Annotated in this window: 14 protein-coding genes; 13 read left to right on the top strand and 1 reads right to left on the bottom strand. The window is 58.4% G+C overall.

Annotated elements, in window-relative coordinates; genetic code table 11:
* The 13 genes from ftsW (at window position 1) to tpx (ending at window position 14,534) form a co-directional block, all read left to right on the top strand.
* A complete protein-coding gene (ftsW, locus tag MJO47_RS00155) occupies window positions 1-1,107 on the top strand; it encodes a putative lipid II flippase FtsW (RefSeq protein ID WP_253959098.1) in 1,107 nt (368 codons plus the stop codon).
* Window positions 1,104-2,174, top strand: coding sequence for an undecaprenyldiphospho-muramoylpentapeptide beta-N-acetylglucosaminyltransferase (murG, locus tag MJO47_RS00150; protein ID WP_253959097.1), 1,071 nt, complete (start codon window positions 1,104-1,106; stop codon window positions 2,172-2,174). Before ftsW ends, murG begins: the two co-directional genes overlap by 4 nt.
* A gap of 13 nt (window positions 2,175-2,187) precedes the next feature.
* Complete coding sequence (murC, locus tag MJO47_RS00145; protein WP_253959096.1) at window positions 2,188-3,564, top strand: UDP-N-acetylmuramate--L-alanine ligase; 1,377 nt, start codon at window positions 2,188-2,190, stop codon at window positions 3,562-3,564.
* A gap of 1 nt (window position 3,565) precedes the next feature.
* The gene (murB, locus tag MJO47_RS00140) at window positions 3,566-4,492 is read left to right on the top strand and encodes a UDP-N-acetylmuramate dehydrogenase (protein ID WP_371926606.1); all 927 of its coding nucleotides are present in this window, start codon (window positions 3,566-3,568) and stop codon (window positions 4,490-4,492) included.
* Window positions 4,489-5,415, top strand: a complete 927-nt coding sequence (locus tag MJO47_RS00135; protein ID WP_253959094.1) for a D-alanine--D-alanine ligase — start codon at window positions 4,489-4,491, stop codon at window positions 5,413-5,415. Before murB ends, MJO47_RS00135 begins: the two co-directional genes overlap by 4 nt.
* 30 nt (window positions 5,416-5,445) lie before the next feature.
* Window positions 5,446-6,288 (top strand): cell division protein FtsQ/DivIB, encoded by an 843-nt coding sequence (locus MJO47_RS00130; RefSeq protein ID WP_253959093.1) that lies wholly within the window; start codon window positions 5,446-5,448, stop codon window positions 6,286-6,288.
* Between the two features lie 21 nt (window positions 6,289-6,309).
* Window positions 6,310-7,539 carry a cell division protein FtsA gene (gene ftsA, locus MJO47_RS00125; RefSeq protein WP_253959092.1) on the top strand — a complete coding sequence of 410 codons (1,230 nt, stop codon included), beginning with the start codon at window positions 6,310-6,312 and terminating at the stop codon, window positions 7,537-7,539.
* Window positions 7,540-7,628: 89 nt separating this feature from the next.
* Window positions 7,629-8,777: a cell division protein FtsZ gene (ftsZ, locus tag MJO47_RS00120; protein WP_253959091.1), complete on the top strand. Its 1,149-nt coding sequence runs from the start codon at window positions 7,629-7,631 to the stop codon at window positions 8,775-8,777.
* Between the two features lie 293 nt (window positions 8,778-9,070).
* Window positions 9,071-10,795 carry a TIGR03960 family B12-binding radical SAM protein gene (locus tag MJO47_RS00115; protein WP_253959090.1) on the top strand — a complete coding sequence of 575 codons (1,725 nt, stop codon included), beginning with the start codon at window positions 9,071-9,073 and terminating at the stop codon, window positions 10,793-10,795.
* 177 nt (window positions 10,796-10,972) lie between these two features.
* On the top strand, window positions 10,973-12,256 hold the full coding sequence (locus MJO47_RS00110; RefSeq protein ID WP_253959089.1) for a hypothetical protein: 1,284 nt from the start codon (window positions 10,973-10,975) through the stop codon (window positions 12,254-12,256).
* Window positions 12,257-12,282: 26 nt separating this feature from the next.
* Entirely contained in the window at window positions 12,283-12,753 is a 471-nt protein-coding gene (locus MJO47_RS00105) for a cytochrome C (RefSeq protein ID WP_253959088.1), read from the top strand.
* A gap of 409 nt (window positions 12,754-13,162) precedes the next feature.
* The gene (locus MJO47_RS00100; protein WP_253959087.1) at window positions 13,163-13,936 is read left to right on the top strand and encodes a hypothetical protein; all 774 of its coding nucleotides are present in this window, start codon (window positions 13,163-13,165) and stop codon (window positions 13,934-13,936) included.
* Between the two features lie 79 nt (window positions 13,937-14,015).
* Window positions 14,016-14,534 (top strand): thiol peroxidase, encoded by a 519-nt coding sequence (gene tpx / locus MJO47_RS00095; protein WP_253959086.1) that lies wholly within the window; start codon window positions 14,016-14,018, stop codon window positions 14,532-14,534.
* 78 nt (window positions 14,535-14,612) lie between these two features.
* On the opposite strand, the gene MJO47_RS00090 is transcribed toward tpx, so the two are convergent.
* On the bottom strand, window positions 14,613-14,804 hold the full coding sequence (locus tag MJO47_RS00090; protein WP_253959085.1) for a hypothetical protein: 192 nt from the start codon (window positions 14,802-14,804) through the stop codon (window positions 14,613-14,615).
* Window positions 14,805-14,870: the final 66 nt, after the last annotated feature.

Raw genomic sequence — 14,870 nt, 5'->3', positions numbered from 1 at the left:
ATGGAGACACGGGGAGGATTCGACAATACCATTTTGTTGCTGGCGGTCGTGCTGACCTGCCTCGGCGTGGTCATGGTCTATTCCTCGTCCTCGATCATGGCGGACAAGCGTTATGCGGATGGCTTCTATTTTCTCAAGCGCCAGGGCGTCTATGCCATGCTGGGGTTCGCTCTTATGGCCGCGGTGATGCATGTCGATTATCAGGTCCTGAGGCGACTGGCTGTGCCTTTCCTGTTTGGTTGCGTCCTGTTGCTGGGGGCGGTCTTTCTGCCGGGACTGGGTTCGAACGCCGGCGGCGCCTCCCGCTGGATTCGGCTGGCGGGCATCTCCATTCAGCCATCGGAACTGGCCAAGCTGGGGCTCATCCTCTACATGGCCCATTCCTTGGCCAAGAAAAAGGACAAGATCAAAAGCCTGACCTGGGGATTCCTCCCCTATATGCTGGTGCTGGCGCTGCTCCTTTTTTTCCTCCTGCTGCAGCCGGACCTGGGCGGTGCCATTACGCTGGGCTGTGTGGCCATGGTCATGCTCTTTGTGGCGGGGACGCGCCTCGTCTATTTTCTATCGGCGATAATTCTGACGACGCCGTTTCTGTATTTTCTGGTGATGAACGTTGACTACCGCCGCCGCCGCATTTTTGCTTTTCTCAATCCCTGGGATGATCCGACCAATACCGGGTTCCAGATCATTCAGAGTTGGATTGCCTTCGGCACCGGCGGTCTGTTCGGCAATGGCTTGGGGGAAGGAAAGCAGAAGCTGTTTTATCTGCCTGAGGCCCATACGGATTTCATCTTCTCTGTCATCGGCGAAGAATTGGGGTTCGCCGGCGTTTTCATCGTCACCGCTATGTTCCTCCTTTTGGTATTGAGAGGCATCCGGGCAGCCCAGGCGGCTCCGGACGACTTTGGAAGATACCTCGCTTTCGGCATATCGCTCCTCATCGGATTGGAAGCGTTCGTCAACTTCGCCGTCGTCATGGGCATGCTGCCGACCAAGGGATTAGCTCTTCCCTTCCTGTCCTATGGGGGTACCAGCCTGGTGACAACGCTGCTGGCTATCGGGGTGTTGCTCAGCGTCTCCCGCCAGGCGAAAGGAGAGGGCCTATGAGACTTCTGCTGGCTGGAGGAGGCACCGGCGGCCATCTCTTCCCCGCCGTAGCAATTGCCGAACGCCTGAAAGAGATGGACTCCGAGGCGGTGATTCATTTCGTTGGCACCCAAAAGGGACTGGAGGCCAAAGTCCTGCCGACCTTGGGCTGGCCCCTGTCCACTATCGACATCGGCGGTTTTGTCGGCAAGAACCTGGGAACCAAGCTGGCTCTGGCACCCCAGTTGATAAAAAGCATCCGGCAGTCTATGCGTCTGCTGGAGGAATTCAGACCAGATGTCGTCATTGGCGTCGGTGGCTATGCCTCTGGCCCCGTCGGGGTGGCGGCTCGTCTCAAAGGCATCCCGTTCATCCTGCATGAACAGAACGCCTGGCCAGGACTGACCAACCGGCTGCTGTCCCGCTGGGCGGACAGGATTTGCATCTCCTTTCCGGAAGCGGCGCAGGCTTTCCCGGAAGGCAAGACGGTGTTGACGGGGAATCCACCCCGACAGGGGATGGAGCAGTGTCCGGCCCCGCCCCAGGGAAAACCGACCCTGCTGGTCTTTGGCGGCAGCCGGGGAGCCCGTGCCATCAATGAGGCTATGGTAGCGGCTTTGCGGCACATGGAGGACCTGCGCGACCGCCTGCTCATTATCCATCAGAGCGGCGCCGAAGATCTGGACAAGGTCCGGGCCGAGTATACCGAGGCCGGGTGGGGCTCGGCAGAGGTGTTGCCCTTTATCGATGATATGGCCGCGGCCTACAGTAAAGCGCACCTGGTGGTCTGCCGGGCGGGGGCGACGACCCTGACGGAACTGACCGCCTGCGGTAGGCCGGCTATTCTCATCCCCTATCCCCATGCGGCGGGGGATCACCAGAGCGCCAATGCCCGCGCCCTGGTCGTCAAAGGCGCCGCCCTGATGGTGCCCCAGTCGGAGTTGCGCGGTGAAAGTCTGGCGACCCTGATCCGCAACATGATTTACGATCACCACCAGCTGGTCACCATGGCCAGCGCGGCCAAAGCCCTGGGGATTCAGGGCGCTGCCGACAGCATCCTGAAGCAGTGCCGGGAAGTGATCGGCTGAAAGAGGGTTTCTTATGTACGGGAAAATCAGGAAAATCCACTTTGTCGGAATCGGCGGCATCGGTATGAGTGGCATTGCCGAGGTCTTGCTGAACCTTGGCTACCAGGTGTCCGGCTCCGATCTGCGCGAGTCAGAGATCACCAAGCGCCTGGCGGAACTGGGTGGCGAGATTGTCTACGGCCATCAGGCCGAGAACCTTGGCGAGGCCGATGTGGTGGTCATCTCTACCGCGGTGCGCAAGGACAATCCCGAAGTGGTGGAAGCCCACCGTCGCCTGATCCCGGTCATCCCGCGGGCCGAAATGCTGGCGGAACTGATGCGCATGAAATACGGCATCGCCATCGGCGGCACCCATGGCAAGACCACCACCACCAGCATGGTCGCCACCATTCTTTCCCATGCCGGCATCGACCCCACTGCGGTGATCGGCGGGCGTCTCGATTCCCTGGGCTCCAACGCCAAACTCGGCCAGGGCAAGTTTCTGGTAGCAGAAGCGGACGAATCGGACGGGACGATTTTGAAACTGTCCCCGACCATCGCCGTGGTGACCAACGTCGATGCGGACCATCTCGATTATTACCGCGATATGGATCATATCCGCGATACCTTCGTGGAATTCATCAATAAAGTGCCATTTTTCGGGCTGGCGGTTCTCTGTCTGGACGATGCCAATATTCAGGCGCTGATCCCCCGGGTCAAGAAGCGTTTCGTCACCTACGGACTGGCCAGTCAGGCCGATTTTTACGCCACCGATATCCGGCATGAGGGGCATCGCACCTCCTTCGTCCTTCACCAGGGCTCGGAGGAGTTGGGACGTGTCTCCTTCAACATGCCGGGTCGACACAACGTACTCAACGCCTTGGCCGCGATCGCTGTGGCCAGCGAGCTGGATATCCCCTTCACCACCATCGCGGAGGGCTTGCACGATTTTGGCGGGGTGCAGCGTCGGTTCCAGGTTCGCCACGACGACGGCAAAATCATGGTGATTGATGACTACGGCCACCATCCGGCCGAAATCAAAGTGACCCTGGCGGCGGCTCGGTCGGGTTGGGATCGGCGGGTGGTGGCGGTTTTTCAGCCGCATCGCTACAGCCGCACCAAGGCGTTGTTCGACGATTTCGTCACGGCGTTCTATCAGGCCGATCATCTGGTGGTCATGGATATCTATGCCGCCGGTGAGGAGCCGATTGAAGGGGTGGAGGCTGCGGATCTGGCGGCCGGGATTGCCGGGCATGGTCACAAGGATGTGCATTATATCGCCGGAGCCGATGCGGTGGTCGACCATCTGGCCGCCATCGTGAAGCCAGGGGACATCGTCATCACCCTCGGGGCCGGCAACGTCTGGCAGGTCGGCGAAAAATTAGCCAGGCGTCTGCAGGATAAAGGCTAAGGTGTCATCGCTCTTTGAAAGCTTGAAGGATTCCCTGCGGGGATCGGTTCTTAAAAATGAGTCTATGGCCGCTCACACCAGCTGGCGGGTGGGAGGGCCGGCCGACCTCTTTATTCTGCCGGCGGACCGCGACGATGTGCTGACGGCCCTGCGATTATTGCAGGAGGCTCACTGTCCCTGGCTGGCCATCGGCAGTGGCAGCAACCTGCTCGTACGCGATGGCGGCATCCGGGGAGCCGTTCTGAATCTCGCCAATCTTCGCCAGCTGCAATTTCAGGCAAATGGGCGGGTGGTGGCAGAAGCGGGACTGCCGGTGACACACCTCATCCGATTGTGTGTGGAAAAGGGCTTGAAGGGGATGGAGGCGATGGCGGGAATCCCCGGAAGCCTGGGGGGAGCGGTAGCCATGAACGCCGGGGCGGGAGGCCAGGAGATGGCAGGTGTCGTGACAGAGGTGGTGCTGGCCACTCCGGAAGGGGAAGTCAGCCGTACGGCGACTGATCTTTCCTTCGCGTATCGCCGATGCGAGCTGCCCCCGCAATCGCTGCTGGTTGAGGCCACCCTCTCCCTGACGGTAGCCGAGCCGGTGGAGTTGCAGGTGATTTATCGGGAGCGCCTGGCGCACCGCCGCCAGGCCCATGCCGTGGGTGGCGCCAATGCCGGTTCCGTTTTTAAAAACCCGACGGGGAGGCAGGCGTGGCGACTGATCGATGAAGCTGGTCTGCGGGGCGCTTCGCAAGGGGGAGCCAAAGTCTCCGAGCGGCACACCAACTTTATCGTCAACACGGGGACAGCCAAAGCCAAAGATATTTTGGGATTGATCGAGCAGGTCCGAGAACGGGTGCGAGCCTGTCAGGGCGTCAACCTCGAACCCGAAGTGAAAATAATTGGCAGCGATGAGCTGCCTGCCAGGGATGAATGGATATGACACGGCAGGAGTTGAAGCAGAAAAAAATAGCAGTTCTCATGGGGGGGCTTTCCGCCGAACGTGAGGTGTCCTTACGAACGGGCAAAGCGGTTCTTGCCGCCCTGCAGGGGGCGGGATACCAGGCCGTGGGTCTGGATGCCGGCAGGGATATTGCCCTGCGTCTGATCGAAGAACAAGTCGAGGTGGCTTTTATCGCGCTGCACGGCCGCTATGGCGAGGACGGCACCATTCAGGGCCTGCTGGAGATGATGCAGATTCCCTATACCGGCAGCGGTGTGCTGGCCTCGAGCCTGGCCATGGACAAAGAAACGACCAAAAAGATCCTCCTTTACCACGAACTGCCAACGCCGGCTTTTCAGGTGTACAGAAAAGGTGATGTGCTGGGAGATTTTCTGAAAAAGTGTCGTCACTTCCCCCTGGTCGTCAAGCCGGCCCGGGAAGGGTCCACCATAGGGATCAGTATCGTCCGGGATGAACAGGGACTGGCGGCGGGGTTGCAGGACGCCCTGCAGCATGACGATCATGTCCTGGTGGAAGATTTTATCCAGGGCATGGAAATCACGGTAGGGGTGTTGGCAGGGGAGGCCTTGCCCATCATCCAGATCGCCCCGAAGGGGGGATTTTATGACTACCATGCCAAGTATACGGCCGGCCAGACGGAGTATATCCTGCCAGCCCCTCTCGACAGCGCGCTGTACCACCGGGTGCAGCAGGTGGCGAGAGACGTGTATCGGGTGCTGGGCTGTTCCGGGGCGGCGCGAATCGATTTCATGGTGCGCGAAAAGGAATTCTACTGCCTGGAGGCCAACACCATTCCGGGGATGACCGAAACGAGCCTCTTGCCCAAGGCGGCACAGCAGGCGGGTCTGGACTTTGCCGAACTGACCCAGCGGATTCTGGAAGACGCGGGATTGGGAAAATAGACCGAACCGCGAGGAAATAAGACGGGGATCATGCGCGATTTAAAGGGACAGAAAAAGAGCCGGGTGAAAGAAAACCGTCGCCGCCGGGAGAAGCAGCCCCGTGACTGGGGAAAAATCTTCCGGCGCACGCTGCGCTTCACCGTCTTTGTCGGCAGCCTCGTCCTCGCCACCAGCGGCAGCTTCATCGGTCTGCGCATGATCTTCAGTTCCGATTATTTCCGCCTTGAAACCATTCAGGTTGAACAGGCGCAGCGGGTCAGCGAAGAGGAAATTCTGGCCCTGTCCGATATCCAGCCGGGCACCAGCATTTTTGATCTGGACCTGGCCTTGATCGGCAGCAAAATTGAAGAAAATCTGTGGATTTCCCGCGTCCAGGTCGAAAGAGTGCTACCGAGAAGCGTCGTAATTCGAGTCGAAGAGCGGAAACCCTTGGCCATCGTCAGTCTCGGCTACCTCTACTACATGGACGCGGAAGGAACGCTGTTCAAGGTACTGGAGTCGGAAGACCGGCTGGATTACCCGGTGATCACCGGTATCGATCGCGGTTTTCTGCTGGAAAAGCCGGAAGAGTCCCGCAAGCTGCTGCGCGAGGCTGTCGGCCTGATAAGAATATTGCAGACCAGGAGCCGTTTCGGGCTGGAAGATGTGTCCGAGCTGCACCTTGATCCGGCCTCCGGTATCGATCTGTTTACCTACGTGGGTGGCGTGCCGGTGCACATGGGCCACGCCAATTACGAACTCAAACTTGACCGCCTCGAAGAGATTTACAAGGAGCTCGAACCGAGGCTGCCGGGGCTGAAATATATTGATCTCAATGTACTGGACCGTGTGATTGTGAAGGTGGACAACCGCACCACCACACAAAAGGGCTAGTTTTAAAGGAAGGGGTACGATATGAGCACGAAGAAGGACAACCTGATCGTCGGCTTGGACATCGGCACCACCAAGATCTGCGCCATCGTCGGCAACATGACCGACGAAGGGCTGGATATCGTCGGGATCGGCACCAGCCCGTCCAAGGGAATGCGCAAGGGGGTGGTGATCAACATCGAAAGCACGGTGGAGGCCATCCGCAAAGCCCTGCGGGAAGCTGAACTCATGGCGGGCTGCGAGATCAAGTCGGTCTTCGCCGGTATTGCCGGTGGACATATCAAAGGGCTCAATTCCCAGGGGGTCATCGCCATCAAGAACCGCGAGGTGAACGACGACGATATCCGTCGGGTGATCGACGCCGCCAAGGCCATCGCCATCCCTATGGACCGGGAAGTCATCCATATTCTCCCCCAGGAGTTCATCATTGATGACCAGGACGGCATCAAGGAGCCTCTGGGCATGAGCGGCGTGCGTCTGGAAGCCAAGGTGCATATCGTCACCGGGGCCGTGGCCAGCGCCCAGAACATCGTCAAGAGCTGCAACCGCGCCGATGTCGATGTGGCTGATATCGTCCTGGAGCAGCTTGCCTCCTCGGAGGCCGTGCTCTCTCCCGATGAGAAGGAGTTGGGGGTCGCCCTGATCGATATTGGCGGCGGCACGACGGATATCGCCATCTTCGTGGATGGGGCCATCAAGCACACCTCGGTGCTCTCCCTGGGGGGCAACCACCTGACCAACGATATTGCCGTCGGTCTGCGTACGCCAATGGCCGAGGCGGAAAAGATCAAACAGGCCTATGGCTGCTGCCTCTCTTCCATGGTCGGCAAGGATGAGACCATCGAAGTGCCCTCAGTGGGTGGGCGCGAGCCTCGTGTGCTCTCCCGACAGCTGCTGGCCGAGATCCTCGAGCCGCGGGTCGAGGAGATTTTTTCCCTGGTGAACCGGGAGATTATCCGCAGTGGATACGAAGACCTGATTGCTTCAGGTGTCGTCATTACCGGCGGCACCTGCATTCTGCCGGGTATGCCCGAACTGGCCGAACAGATTTTCAATCTGCCGGTGCGGCGTGGCGTCCCTCGGGATATCGGCGGTTTGACGGACGTCGTCAACTCACCTATCTACGCGACCGGCGTCGGCTTGGTAAAGTATGGCAGCCGGAACGTAAGCAGCCGCAATTTCAGCATCGGCCAGACCAACGTCTTCGACAAGGTGGTGCGGCGCATGAAAGAGTGGTTCGATGAATTTTTCTGATTGGCAAGGAACAGTACGGGAAGTGAATCTATAAACGGGGATAACCGGTTGCGGAGAATCGGCCCCCAAACCAGAACGGAGGGAGTATTATGTTTGAATTTGATGAAAGTATCGACCAGAGAGCGAAAATCAAGGTAATCGGCATCGGTGGCGGCGGAGGCAATGCGGTCAATACCATGATCGCCTCACAGATCGAAGGGGTGGAATTTATCTGCGCCAATACCGATGCGCAAGCGCTGAGAACCAACAAGGCGCCGATGAAGATTCAGCTGGGTTCCAAGCTCACCAAGGGCTTGGGCGCTGGCGCCAATCCCGAGGTGGGACGGGAAGCGGCGCGGGAAGACAAGTCCCGTCTGCAGGAAATCCTCGATGGCGCCGACATGGTCTTCATCGCGGCCGGACTGGGCGGCGGTACCGGCACCGGGGCGGCGCCGATCATCGCCGAAGTCGCCCGGGAAATGGGGGCATTGACCGTCGGCGTCGTTACCAAGCCTTTCTCCCGCGAAGGTAAGCAGCGCATGAAAAAAGCCGAGCAGGGCGTCGAAGAGCTCAAGGAAGTCGTCGACTCGCTGATCGTCATCCCCAACGACCGCCTGTTGGGCCTGGCCGGCAAGAACATGAGCATCCTCGATGCTTTCAAACCTTCGGATGACGTTCTGCTGCAGGCTGTCCAGGGGATTTCCGACCTGATCACCACCAGCGGACTCATCAATGTCGACTTTGCCGACGTCAAGGCCATCATGAGCGAGCGCGGCATGGCCATGATGGGCATCGGCCTGGCCGAAGGCGAAAAGCGGGCCGCCGAAGCAGCCCACCAGGCCATCAGCAGCCCGCTACTGGAAGATATCGACATCTCGGGCGCCAAAGGGGTGCTGGTCAACATCTCCGGTTCCTCCAACATGACCATGGAAGAGTTCGATGAGGCTTCGCGCATCATTCACGAGAAAGTGCACGAGGAAGCCAACATCATCACCGGTCTGGTTATCAACGAAGAACTCGGCGACCGTATCAAGATTACGGCCATCGCCACCGGGTTCGGCCCTTCTTTCGAGAAGAACGGGCGGCATGCCGAAGAATTGAAAAACCGGGCGGCTGCCACCCTCGGAAAGGTCGATCGCGATCTGCCCACGTTCATTCGGGACCGTCAGAAGGAAGTTCCCTTCAGCCTGCGGGCTTCCGGCGGCGGTGACGAAATGGAATACGACATTCCGACGTTTCTGCGCAAACGGGTCGACTAGGCCCCGCCGAATAGATTTTTGATCTCTGGCGGTTCGATGCTCGCGGTTGGAAAAAACGCCGAGCCGGGCCGTAGATGGATTTCTTTGTGCCGTACGGGCGCAATACCTTCTGACAGCGGATCTCCGCCTGCTGCCATAAGGAGCCGTGCCGGCTGTATTTGGTCACTCATGAATTGGTAGACTCCCTCGTCTCGGGGATCGCATTTGCGGTCCCCTTTTTTTGTGTGCGCCTCTTTACCCGGCCTCCGATTGATGCCATAGTGCAGACAACGCCAGCCTGCAGGATGATTTGCATGTCACGACAATTGATCTCTCACGCCAAAAGCCGCCTCGAAAAAGAGAAGGGCAGCCAGCCGAAACCCTGGGGTGGTCGCCTGACCATGGCCCTGGTCTTTCCCAACACCTATTATCAGGCCATGAGCAATCTCGGTTTTCAGACCGTCTATCATCTTCTCAACAGCCATGACGATATCCTCTGCGAACGCTTTTTTCTCCCAGATCCCGCCGATCTGAAGGAACACGAAAAAACCGGGACCGTGCTCTTTTCCCTGGAGTCCCAGCGGCCCCTGGCCGACTTTGATGTCGTGGCCTTTTCCATCTGCTTTGAAAACGACTACGTCCATCTGCCGACCCTTTTCCGCTTGGGGCACCTGCCTTTCTACGCGGCTGAGCGCGGAGACAACCATCCCCTCGTTCTTTGTGGCGGCGTCTGTGCTTTTCTGAACCCCGAGCCCCTGGCGGACATCATGGATCTTTTCGCCGTGGGCGAGGGGGAGGTGATGTTGCCGCCCCTGCTGGAGCAACTGACCCGCCTGGAACTGCCGAGGGGCGAGCTGCTCAGAGCCCTGGCCGCCATTCCCGGCGTCTACGTGCCCTCCTTGTACGAGGTGACCTACGGCGAGGACGGCAGCCTGGCGGCGATAGCGCCTCAGGCCGGGGCGCCGCCGCAGGTACAGCGCCAGTGGGTGAGAGAGCTCGATACCAGTGAAAGCCGTTCCTATGTGCACACCCAGGACACGGCTTTTGCCGACATGTCGCTGGTGGAGATTTCCCGCGGCTGCTCCCGCGGCTGCCGCTTCTGTGCCGCCGGTTTCATCTACCTGCCGGCCCGCGAGCGTTCCCTGCAGTCCCTGCTGCCGCAGATCGAACAAGGGCTCTGCGAGCATCGCAAGATCGGCCTGGTCGGTGCCGCCGTGTCCGATTACTCGGCCATCGATGACCTGAACCGGGAGATATTCGAGCGGGAAGGGCAGGTCTCCGTCGCCAGCCTGCGCATGGATTCCCTCACCGCCGACGAGGTGCATGCCCTCCGCGAATCGGGCCACCGTACCCTGGCGCTGGCGCCGGAGGCCGGCAGTCAGCGCCTGCGCGACCTCATCAACAAGGGGATCAACGAAGAGCATATCCTGGCCGCTGCCCGTCTGCTGGCCGCCGGGGGCATCCTCAACCTCAAGCTCTATTTTCTCATCGGCCTGCCGACGGAAGAACAGGATGACATCGACAAATTGCTGCAACTGACCATGAAGGTGCGCGAGGTCTGGGTGGAAGAACAGAAGAAATCCGGACGCCTCGGTACCTTGACCCTATCGGTGAACCCTTTTATTCCCAAGCCCTTCACCCCTCTGCAGTGGGCGGCGATGGACGAGGCGAAGAGCCTGGAACGAAAGATGAAGCAGATCCGTGGCGCCATAGCCCGGATGGCCAACTGCGAAGTGATTTTCGAATCGGTGCGCGGTGCTGTACTGCAGGCCTTTCTCTCCCGCGGGGATCGCCGCGTCGGACGAGTGCTGCCCCATCTGGCCTCCGGGAAAAACCTCAAGGCGGCCTGCCGGGAAGAAGGGCTCGATCCCGACTTCTATGTGAACCGCCAACGCCCGGAAGACGAAATCTTCCCTTGGGATATTCTCGACAACGGTGTCCGCCGGGATTATCTGCTTGCCGAGTACCACCGTGGACAGGAGGGGAAACTCTCGTCCCCTTGTTCGCCAGGTTGCCGTCGATGCGGCATCTGTAAGTAAGAGCTATTCCGATTTGTTTTTGAATGCGAGTCACAAAACCTGACTTGTCAAGTTGTTCATCCTTGGTATTCTTTGACGACTTATTCGGTGCGTCTGCCCTTTTGCCGGTTCTATTTGGTTTGTGTTTGATGCAATCCATTGCCTGCAGTGGATGAACCATTGTACAAGGAGGATTAAATGAAGAAACGGCCTTTGCTGGTATCAGGCGTGCTGCTGAGTCTATTGCTGTGCCTCGGCGTCTCTACGGTCTTCGCGCAGCAGTATCAGGTGAAATCAGACACCCTGATGCGTGTTTATCAGAGAGACACCCTGACCGCAACAGACGTTTCTGTTTTGCCCTTGTATGAGTACCTGAGGGCTGATGTCGAGGTTGCAGGGGTCGAGGAACTTTCCTTCCACCTGTACGGCTGGGGACGCTCCGATCTCGGCGATGGTAATTACTTCGAGGACGACACCGAGGCCAAACTGCTCTATGGCTATGTCGATTACCGGCGTGATACGGCCAATCTGCTGGTGCGGATCGGACGGCAGTATGTGTTCTCCAGCATCGTCAATGAAAGTCTCGACGGGGCGCTGATTCATGCCGACCTTGGGCCGATGGCCTCCTTTACTGCCTATGGCGGTCTGCCCGTCGCTCTCGATTCCGTAAACAACCGCACTGGAGATGTCCTGTATGGCGGTCGCTTTTCGCTGCATCGGGGAACCCTCTACGATCTCGGCCTCGCCTACAAGAAAAGCCAGAACGACAGCGAAACCTTCCAAGAGAGGCTAGGAGTCGATTTGTCCCTCGGCCTCCCCATCGGGGTTCAGTTTAATGGCCTCTCTGTCCACAATGTCGACAGCCGCGGCTGGGCCGAACATTCCTATGAGCTGCGTATTCCCGCCGGTTCCTTCACCTTTCGCCCTTACTTCCAGAGTTTCGTCTACGCAGACTATTTCGGCACGTCGGCTTCCGGCGTCTCATTGTTCAATGCTCTGGCCGCACGGGGGGATGCTAATCTCTCAATCCTTGGTGGAGACCTGAACTGGTATTCCGGAGGCAGGGTTTCGGCGGGACTGAAGGTGAAAAGTATCAGCAATGACAGCAACGCAGAAGACGCCGTGTACACCGGCGGTCTGCTCTCCTTATTTGGAAAGGGAATGAACGAGGTAGGGGCAGAGTTTGGGTATATGGACGGCGACAGCGACGACAACAGTTACCTGCTGGCGCGGGCCTATTTTTATCTGAACCGCCTGCCGCGTCTGGCTGCCGGAGCCTTCTTGTCGGGAGATCTGGTTTATGCCCTTTACGATGAGCCGATCTACAACGAGGATTTTTCACTCTTTGCCTCCCTCGGACTGGGGATGGCCATCTTGCAGGACAGGCTGCAAATTAAGCTTTCAGGGGATTACAGCCAGGACCCTTATTTTGACAAGGATATGCGGGGCATGCTCGTGGTGAGTTACCTTTTTGGCCGCTGAGCCGTTTCCCTTTGAGAATGGAGTACATGATGGAGAAGAAAAATCTGTTGATGTGGCTGGCGGGATTGGTTCTTCTAAGTCTTCTTGTCGCCTGCGCCGGACTGGACTCGGGTACGGTGAGGCTGACGAGTCACCCGCAAGAGCTCGGACAGGGCAAGCCCACCTGCACCCAGTGTCACCGGGCACGGGAGGGTACCATGAATTTTCAGCGGTTCAATCATAACGGCAGCTTCATCCAAACCCATCGCATGGAGGCCTACCAGAACGAGCAACTCTGTGCCATGTGCCACCAAACCAGTTTCTGTAACGACTGCCATGCCACCCGGGTGGAACTCAAACCCTCGATCAAGAATCAGACCGAGACGTATCGCAGTATGCCTCATCGAGGCGATTATCTGTCGCGCCACCGCATAGATGGCCGCCTGGATCCAACTTCCTGTTTCCGCTGCCACGGAAGCCCCAAGTCGGCAACGACCTGTATTCAATGTCACGGTTAAGCGAGGAGGCCCTGTGATAATATTCAACCGGTTCAAATTCATCTTTCCGCTGTTGGTCCTAGCGGTCCTTTGCGCCTGCAGTGACAGCAATACCAATGCACCTCCCGCTAACGCCGCTCACGAGGCCGTCTTTGAGATGACTCATGGGACTGATGCGCAGGCAAGCCTGGAATCCTGCAAGGTTTGTCACGGGGCCGACCTCACCGGCAACGGGAATGCGTTGAGTTGCTATACTTGCCATTTTGGACCAGACGGTTCCCGCGTTCCTGTAGGATCCACCTGGATACACGGGAGTCTGAGCGATGTCGATGCCCATAAAGCCTTCTTTGCCAATAGATCTGTGTGCAATAGATGTCACGAGATCACCCGTGCCTTTACTGAAAACCCGGCCGCCTGTCACGACTGCCACATGATCTCACATCCCCTTGGTGAGCTCTGGCTGGACAAAAACGAGATCGGCTATCATGGCGAGGTCAAAACGGCAAACACTCTGGATTGCACCCCGTGCCACGGTGACGACTACCAAGGAGGTTTTACCGGCGTGGGATGTTTCACGTGCCATTTTGATGAAAACGGCAGCCGGGATGTCGCCGTGCTGTCCTGGGTGCATGCTACCTCAGTGACGAGCGGCACCCATACTCGTCCGACGGGATTAAGCACTTACGGCGACGTATGCAACAGCTGCCACAATACCAACCGAGCCTACAACAACCCGCCAACCTCCTGCCACGACTGTCATGCTACCCATTTGCTGGGTGCCGCCTGGCTGCTGCCGTCAGCACATGCAACCGAGGCCATTGCCGACGACGGTGTCTGTCTGGCCTGCCACGACATGGATACTGGGGGGAGCGGCATTCAGCCAGCCTGCCGTACCTGTCACACGGCGACCAATCCTAATATGGCCTTGGGGACCTGCTCCTCCTGCCATGGTATTGCTACCTCTGATGGTCGTCCCGATGGCAGTGTCACTCCCAACAGAGCGGAGGGGCATTCGCGCAGTGATCACCGGGTGGCTTGCTCCGAATGCCACAACGGCTTCGGTACCGCAACGGCCGGACACTGGTATCCCGATCACACCCCGCCGGCCGATGTCTCCTTCGCTACCGGGATCATAATGACCTACAGCGGTGGTACTTGCAACGGGAGCTGCCACGGAGAAAACCACAGCAACGATTCATGGTAGTGAGAATTGCTGCTTGACAAGTCGGGACTGGATGGCTAAATTGTAACCAAAATTATCTTCAATTGACAAGGAGAGACTCATGAGCGAAAAACGCAGCGGCGTCATTACTTTTAAAGGCAATCCCGTTACTCTGGTCGGCCCCGATGTCAAGGTCGGCGATAAGGCCCCTGATTTCCGCGTGGTTGACGGTACCCTCCAGCCTGTGACCCTGGCTGATTCCAAGGGTAAGGTTCGCCTCATCACCGTGGTTCCTTCCCTCGACACCGGGGTGTGCGATACCATGACCCGCAAATTCAACGAAGAAGCAGCCAAACTGCCTGAGGACGTCGTCGTCTACACCGTCAGCGTTGACCTGCCCTTTGCCCAGAATCGCTGGTGTGGCAACGCCGGCATCGATCGGGTGAAGACCCTGTCCGACTATCAGGATCGTTCCTTCGGCCTCAATTACGGGCTGCTTATTGACGAGCTCAAGCTGCTGGCCCGCGCCGTACTGGTGGTGGATGCTAACGATAAGATCGTCTATCGGGAAATCGTCAAGGAAGTAACCACCGAGCCCGACTACAAGGCGGCTCTGGAGGCGGTTCGCAAGCTGGTGTGATGGCGGCTGCGCTGTACAAAAAAAGCCCCTGCCAGCGGTTCGGCGGGGGCTTTTCTATTAGAAGAAGGGAAACAGGGCTTAAGGTTTGCGATTCTTTTTGCCAAGGATGGCGTCGACATGGAGACTGTCCCTGATGTCCTGCTTGGTCTGTTGCACCGTCCGGTAGGTCCGGTAGGCCGACTCCGCCAGACGGCGCGCCGGGCCGATGCCGAAGACGAGGACGATGAGGCCGGCGAGCAAAGCAATTTCAAATAATCCTAGTCCGAACATGTTTGTCTCCATGGCAATGAAAGGCTGTCGCCATCCTAGGGCAAAGAGGCCTTTACGGCAAGGGGT

Origin of the sequence: Desulfuromonas sp. KJ2020, assembly GCF_024197615.1 — a bacterium.
Lineage (GTDB): Bacteria > Desulfobacterota > Desulfuromonadia > Desulfuromonadales > SZUA-540 > SZUA-540.
The sequence above is the reverse complement of the archived record's forward strand: the minus strand, read 5'-3'. Positions and strand labels throughout refer to the sequence as shown.

Excerpts from the sequence above, each read along its gene's own strand:
- ftsW (WP_253959098.1), top strand. The coding sequence starts at position 1 with ATGGAGACACGGGGAGGATTCGACAATACCATTTTGTTGCTGGCGGTC.
- murG (WP_253959097.1), top strand. The coding sequence starts at position 1,104 with ATGAGACTTCTGCTGGCTGGAGGAGGCACCGGCGGCCATCTCTTCCCC.
- murC (WP_253959096.1), top strand. The coding sequence starts at position 2,188 with ATGTACGGGAAAATCAGGAAAATCCACTTTGTCGGAATCGGCGGCATC.
- MJO47_RS00135 (WP_253959094.1), top strand. The coding sequence starts at position 4,489 with ATGACACGGCAGGAGTTGAAGCAGAAAAAAATAGCAGTTCTCATGGGG.
- MJO47_RS00130 (WP_253959093.1), top strand. The coding sequence starts at position 5,446 with ATGCGCGATTTAAAGGGACAGAAAAAGAGCCGGGTGAAAGAAAACCGT.
- ftsA (WP_253959092.1), top strand. The coding sequence starts at position 6,310 with ATGAGCACGAAGAAGGACAACCTGATCGTCGGCTTGGACATCGGCACC.
- ftsZ (WP_253959091.1), top strand. The coding sequence starts at position 7,629 with ATGTTTGAATTTGATGAAAGTATCGACCAGAGAGCGAAAATCAAGGTA.
- MJO47_RS00115 (WP_253959090.1), top strand. The coding sequence starts at position 9,071 with ATGTCACGACAATTGATCTCTCACGCCAAAAGCCGCCTCGAAAAAGAG.
- MJO47_RS00110 (WP_253959089.1), top strand. The coding sequence starts at position 10,973 with ATGAAGAAACGGCCTTTGCTGGTATCAGGCGTGCTGCTGAGTCTATTG.
- MJO47_RS00105 (WP_253959088.1), top strand. The coding sequence starts at position 12,283 with ATGATGGAGAAGAAAAATCTGTTGATGTGGCTGGCGGGATTGGTTCTT.
- MJO47_RS00100 (WP_253959087.1), top strand. The coding sequence starts at position 13,163 with ATGATCTCACATCCCCTTGGTGAGCTCTGGCTGGACAAAAACGAGATC.
- tpx (WP_253959086.1), top strand. The coding sequence starts at position 14,016 with ATGAGCGAAAAACGCAGCGGCGTCATTACTTTTAAAGGCAATCCCGTT.
- MJO47_RS00090 (WP_253959085.1), bottom strand. The coding sequence starts at position 14,804 with ATGTTCGGACTAGGATTATTTGAAATTGCTTTGCTCGCCGGCCTCATC.